Here is a 5,450-nt window from a genome sequence, read left to right as displayed (position 1 = left end):
AGCGGCCGGGCATGTACATCGGCTCCACCGGCGAGCGCGGCCTGCACCACCTGGTCTACGAGGTGGTCGACAACTCGGTCGACGAGGCGCTGGCCGGGTACTGCGACACGATCGACGTCACCTTGCTGGCCGACGGCGGCGTCCGGGTGGTCGACAACGGCCGGGGCATCCCGGTGGCCGAGCACCCGGTCGAGAAGCGCCCCACCGTCGAGATCGTGTTGACCGTGCTGCACGCCGGCGGCAAGTTCGGCGGCGAGGGCTACGCGGTCTCTGGCGGCCTGCACGGGGTCGGCGTCTCGGTCGTCAACGCGCTGTCCACCCGCCTCGACGTCGACATCCAGCGCGACGGCGGCCGTTGGACCCAGTCCTACCTGCACGCCGTGCCGACCACGCCACCGGTGCGCGAGGGCGACAGCGACGCGACCGGCACGACCGTGACGTTCTGGGCCGACCCGACCATCTTCGAGACCACCGACTACGACTTCGAGACCCTGGCCCGGCGCTTGCAGGAGATGGGGTTCCTCAACAAGGGCCTGACCATCACGCTCACCGACGAGCGGCCCGGCCACGAGGACACCGGCGAGCAGGCCCTGCAGGACATCCGCCGCGTGGTCTACCACTACGACGGCGGCATCAGTGACTTCGTCCGCCACCTCAACGCGAAGAAGGGCGAGTCGCACAAGACCGTCATCGACTTCAGCTCCGAGGACACCACGGCCGGCCTCTCCCTCGAGGTCGCCATGCAGTGGAACGCCGGCTTCTCCGAGTCGGTGTACACCTTCGCCAACACGATCGCAACCATCGAGGGCGGCACGCACGAGGAGGGGTTCCGGGCGGCGCTGACCACGCTGGTCAACAAGTTCGCCCGCGAGTGGGGCGTTCTGAAGGAGAAGGAGGCCAACCTCTCCGGCGAGGACGTCCGGGAGGGGCTCACCGCGATCGTCTCGATCAAGCTGCGCGAGCCGCAGTTCGAGGGGCAGACCAAGACCAAGCTGGGCAACACCGAGGCGAAGAGCTTCGTGCAGCGGGTGGTCAACGACCAGCTCGGCAGCTGGTTCGAGCAGAACCCGGCCGAGGGCAAGGAGATTGCTCGCAAGGCGGTCTCCGCGGCGTCCGCCCGGATGGCCGCGCGCAAGGCCCGTGACCTGGCTCGCGGCCGCAAGGGGCTGCTCGAGTCCGGGGGGCTGCCCGGCAAGCTCTCCGACTGCCAGTCGACCAACCCCGAGGAGTGCGAGCTCTACATCGTCGAGGGTGACTCCGCCGGCGGCTCGGCCAAGGGCGGCCGCGACTCGCGGTTCCAGGCCATCCTGCCGATCCGCGGGAAGATCCTGAACGTCGAGAAGGCCCGCATCGACAAGGTGCTGCAGAACAACGAGGTGCAGGCGCTGATCACCGCGCTCGGCACCGGGGTGCACGACGACTTCGACATCGCCAAGCTGCGCTATCACAAGATCGTTCTGATGGCCGACGCCGACGTCGACGGCCAGCACATTCGGACCCTGCTGCTCACCCTGCTGTTCCGGTTCATGCGTCCGCTCGTCGAGGCCGGCCACGTGTACCTGGCTCAGCCGCCGCTGTACAAGCTCAAGTGGCCGGGCGGCAAGTCCACGGTGCAGTACGCCTACTCCGACCGTGAGCGCGACGGACTGCTGCAGGTCGGAGCGGAGGCCGGCCGCAAGCTGCCCAAGGAGGACGGCATCCAGCGGTTCAAGGGCCTCGGTGAGATGCCGGCCAACGAGCTGTGGGAGACCACCATGGACCCCGACCGCCGGGTGCTGCTCCAGGTGACCCTGGACGACGCCGCGCAGGCCGACGAGCTGTTCAGCGTGCTCATGGGCGAGGACGTGGAAGCCCGCCGGCACTTCATCCAGCGCAACGCCAAGGACGTCCGCTTCCTCGACATCTGACCCGTACGCCGCACCGCACGCCGAACGACGGAAGGACCCGCACCCCGTGACCGAGACGCAGCTGCCGCCCGAGGGCGGCCGGATCGAGCCCATCGAGCTCGGTTCGGAGATGAGCCGCTCCTACCTCGACTACGCCATGAGCGTGATCGTGGGCCGGGCGCTGCCCGACGTCCGCGACGGGCTCAAGCCGGTGCACCGTCGGGTGCTCTTCGCGATGTACGACGGCGGCTACCGGCCGGACCGCGGGTACTCCAAGTGCGCCCGCGTGGTCGGCGCGGTCATGGGTGACTACCACCCGCACGGCGACGCCTCGATCTACGACGCCCTCGTGCGGCTGGCCCAGCCGTGGTCGCTGCGCTACCCGCTCGTCGACGGCAACGGCAACTTCGGTTCGCCGGGCAACGACCCGCCCGCGGCCATGCGGTACACCGAGGCTCGGCTGGACCCGCTGGCCATGGAGATGATGCGCGACATCGACCAGGAGACGGTCGATCTCACGCCGAACTACGACGGCCGGCAGATGGAGCCGCTCGTCCTGCCCAGCCGGTTCCCGAACCTGCTGGTCAACGGCTCGGCCGGCATCGCCGTCGGCATGGCCACGAACATCCCGCCGCACAACCTGCGGGAGGTCGCCTCCGGCGTCCAGTGGCTGCTCGACCACCCCACCGCCACGTCCGAGGAGCTGCTCGAAGCCATGCTCGAGCGGGTCAAGGGCCCGGACTTCCCCACCCGCGGTCTGATCGTCGGCCGTCGCGGCATCGAGGACGCCTACCGCACCGGCCGCGGCTCGATCGTCATGCGGGCCGTCGTCGAGGTCGAGGAGATCAACAACCGCACCTGCCTGGTCGTGTCCGAGCTGCCCTACCAGGTCAACCCGGACAACCTCGCGCTGAAGATCGCCGACCTGGTCAAGGACGGCCGGATCGGCGGCATCGCCGACGTCCGCGACGAGGGCAACGAGCGGCGCGGCCAGCGACTCGTCATCGTGCTCAAGCGCGACGCCGTCGCCAAGGTGGTGCTGAACAACCTCTACAAGCACACCCAGCTGCAGGAGACCTTCGGCGCGAACATGCTCGCGCTGGTCGACGGCGTGCCGCGCACGCTGCGGCTGGACGAGTTCGTCCGGCACTACGTGACCCACCAGCTCGACGTCATCCGGCGCCGCACCGCGTACCGGCTGCGCAAGGCCGAGGAGCGGGCGCACATCCTGCGGGCCTTGGTCAAGGCGCTCGACCAGATGGACGCCGTCATCGCGCTCATCCGCAACTCGCCCAGCGCCGAGGAGGCGCTGGGCGGCCTGATGGGCCTGCTGGACATCGACGAGGTGCAGGCCAGGGCGATCCTGGACATGCAGCTGCGCCGGCTGGCCGCCCTCGAGCGGCAGAAGATCATCGACGACCTGGCCGACATCGAGGCCGAGATCGCCGAGCTGACCGCGATCCTGGCCAGCGACGAGCGCCAGCGGGGCATCGTCAGCGAGGAGCTCGCCGGAGTCGTCGAGCGGTTCGGCGACGAGCGGCGCACCCAGATCGTGGCCGCCGAGGGCGAGATGTCCATGGAGGACCTCATCGCCCAGGAGGACGTCGTCGTCACCTTGACCCACGACGGCTACGCCAAACGCACCAAGTCCGACCTCTACCGGTCCCAGCACCGGGGTGGCCGGGGTGTGCGGGGCGCCCAGCTGCGCGAGGACGACCTGGTCGAGCACCTGTTCGTCACCACGACCCACCACTGGATCCTGTTCTTCACCACCATCGGCCGGGTGTACCGGATCAAAGCGTACGAGCTGCCGGAGGCCGGTCGGGACGGTCGTGGCCAGCACGTGGCGAACCTGCTGGCCCTGCAGCCGGAGGAGCGGGTCGCCCAGGTGCTCGCGCTGCGCGACTACGAGGCGGCGCCGTACCTGGTGCTCGTGACCCGGTTCGGCACGGTGAAGAAGACCCCGCTGGGCGACTACGACTCCAACCGGATGGGCGGCGTGGTCGCGATCAACCTGCGCGAGGGCGACGAGGTCATCGCGGCCCGGCTGGTCGATCCGGGCGACGATCTGCTGCTGGTCAGCCGGCACGGCCAGTCGGCCCGGTTCCACGCCGACGACGAGACGCTGCGGCCGATGGCCAGGGCCACCTACGGCGTGCGGGGCATGGCGTTCCGGGGCGGCGACGAGCTGCTGGCCATGGACGTCGTCCGGGAGGGCACCTACGTCCTCACCGTGACCGACGGCGGCTACGCCAAGCGCACCCGGGTGGAGGAGTGGCAGCCCAAGGGCCGCGGCATCCTGGGGGTCACGGCGATGCGGCTGGTCGACGCCAGGGGCAGCCTGGTCGGCGCGCTGGTGGTCGACGACGACGACGAGGTCTTCGCGATCAAGGCCAGCGGCGAGGTCATCCGGACGCCGACCTCACAGATCAGCGTGACCGGGCGTGTCACCATGGGCGTGACCTTGACGTCGGTCGGCACGGGCGACAGCGTGGTTGCGGTGGCCCGTAACGCCGAGACTGTCGTCGACGACGAGGCTGACGACGAGGCTGACGACGAGGCTGAGGACGTGCCGGCGCCGGGCGTCGGCCCGCAGGAGGAGAGCAGCCAGTGACGGTAGGGCCCACCCAGGTCGACCAGGGGCAGGTGATCGAGGGCGTGCGCCCCGGCGCCATCGCCGCGGTGCCGGCCGTGCGACGGGTCCGGGTCGCGGTGACCCGGGTCGACCCGTGGACCGTGATGAAGCTCGCGCTGGTGCTGTCCGTCGCCTTGGCGGTGGTCCTTGTGGTGGCGGTCAGCGTGCTGTGGTGGGTGCTGAACTCGGCCGGGGTGTTCAGCTCGGTGTCCAACACCGTGACCGAGCTGACGGGGCAGACCAGCACGTTCCGGCTCACCGAGTTCCTCGCCTACGGCCGGGTGCTGCGGGTGGCGCTGATCGTCTCGCTCATCGACGTCGTGCTGCTGACCGCGCTGGCCACCTTGACCGCGTTCCTGTTCAACCTCTCGGCCGGGATCGTCGGCGGGCTCGAGGTCACCCTCACCGAGGGGGGCTGAGCGGTTTGGGAGCCGCTTCGGCGCTGCTGTAACCTGACGCGGCACAAGTTGCGGGCCTATAGCTCAGACGGTTAGAGCGCTTCCCTGATAAGGAAGAGGTCGGAGGTTCAAGTCCTCCTAGGCCCACGGTTTCCTTGCGGTTCGACGGTCGACCGCAACTGGCGGGAGGTTCTGGCGTGAAGAAGGTGCTCGTCCTCGCGGCAGCTGCAGCAGCAGGCTTCGCCGTTTGGCGGAAGATCCAGAACGACAAGCTCGAGCAGGACCTGTGGACCGAGGCGACGAACGACGCGGCCGACTTGCGGTAGGGCGCTTCGCACCCGCCGCTCGGGGGCGTAGCTCAACTGGCAGAGCACTGCCTTTGCAAGGCAGGGGTTAGGGGTTCGAGTCCCCTCGTCTCCACCGAACCATCGGTCAGTCGTCGCTGAGGGTCTCGGCCGCGTCCGCGGCGTCCCCGGTACTGGCGGGCGTTGTGAGGTCGATCCGGTCCGGGCTGCCCGAGTCGGGCCGGTA

At 69.5% G+C, this 5,450-nt stretch carries 4 protein-coding genes and 2 tRNA genes; all 6 read left to right on the top strand.

All coding sequences use genetic code 11. The annotated features are described in order from the left end of the window. Window positions 1-1,907: DNA topoisomerase (ATP-hydrolyzing) subunit B (gene gyrB, locus VIM19_13380; protein ID HEY5185865.1), on the top strand; the 1,907-nt coding region annotated here is incomplete at its 5' end. 46 nt (window positions 1,908-1,953) lie between these two features. Further along, window positions 1,954-4,500, top strand: a complete 2,547-nt coding sequence (gene gyrA, locus VIM19_13375) for a DNA gyrase subunit A (protein ID HEY5185864.1) — start codon at window positions 1,954-1,956, stop codon at window positions 4,498-4,500. Further along, window positions 4,497-4,940, top strand: a complete 444-nt coding sequence (locus tag VIM19_13370) for a DUF3566 domain-containing protein (GenBank protein ID HEY5185863.1) — start codon at window positions 4,497-4,499, stop codon at window positions 4,938-4,940. The genes gyrA and VIM19_13370 overlap by 4 nt, the downstream gene beginning before the upstream one ends. Window positions 4,941-4,992: 52 nt before the next feature. Further along, a tRNA-Ile gene (locus tag VIM19_13365) sits at window positions 4,993-5,066 on the top strand. Between the two features lie 50 nt (window positions 5,067-5,116). Then, entirely contained in the window at window positions 5,117-5,245 is a 129-nt protein-coding gene (locus VIM19_13360; protein ID HEY5185862.1) for a DLW-39 family protein, read from the top strand. A gap of 21 nt (window positions 5,246-5,266) precedes the next feature. Further along, window positions 5,267-5,339: transfer RNA gene (locus VIM19_13355), tRNA-Ala, on the top strand. The last annotated feature ends 111 nt before the right edge of the window (window positions 5,340-5,450 follow it).

This window comes from Actinomycetes bacterium (assembly GCA_036510875.1).
Lineage (GTDB): Bacteria > Actinomycetota > Actinomycetes > Prado026 > Prado026 > DATCDE01.
The sequence above is the reverse complement of the archived record's forward strand: the minus strand, read 5'-3'. Positions and strand labels throughout refer to the sequence as shown.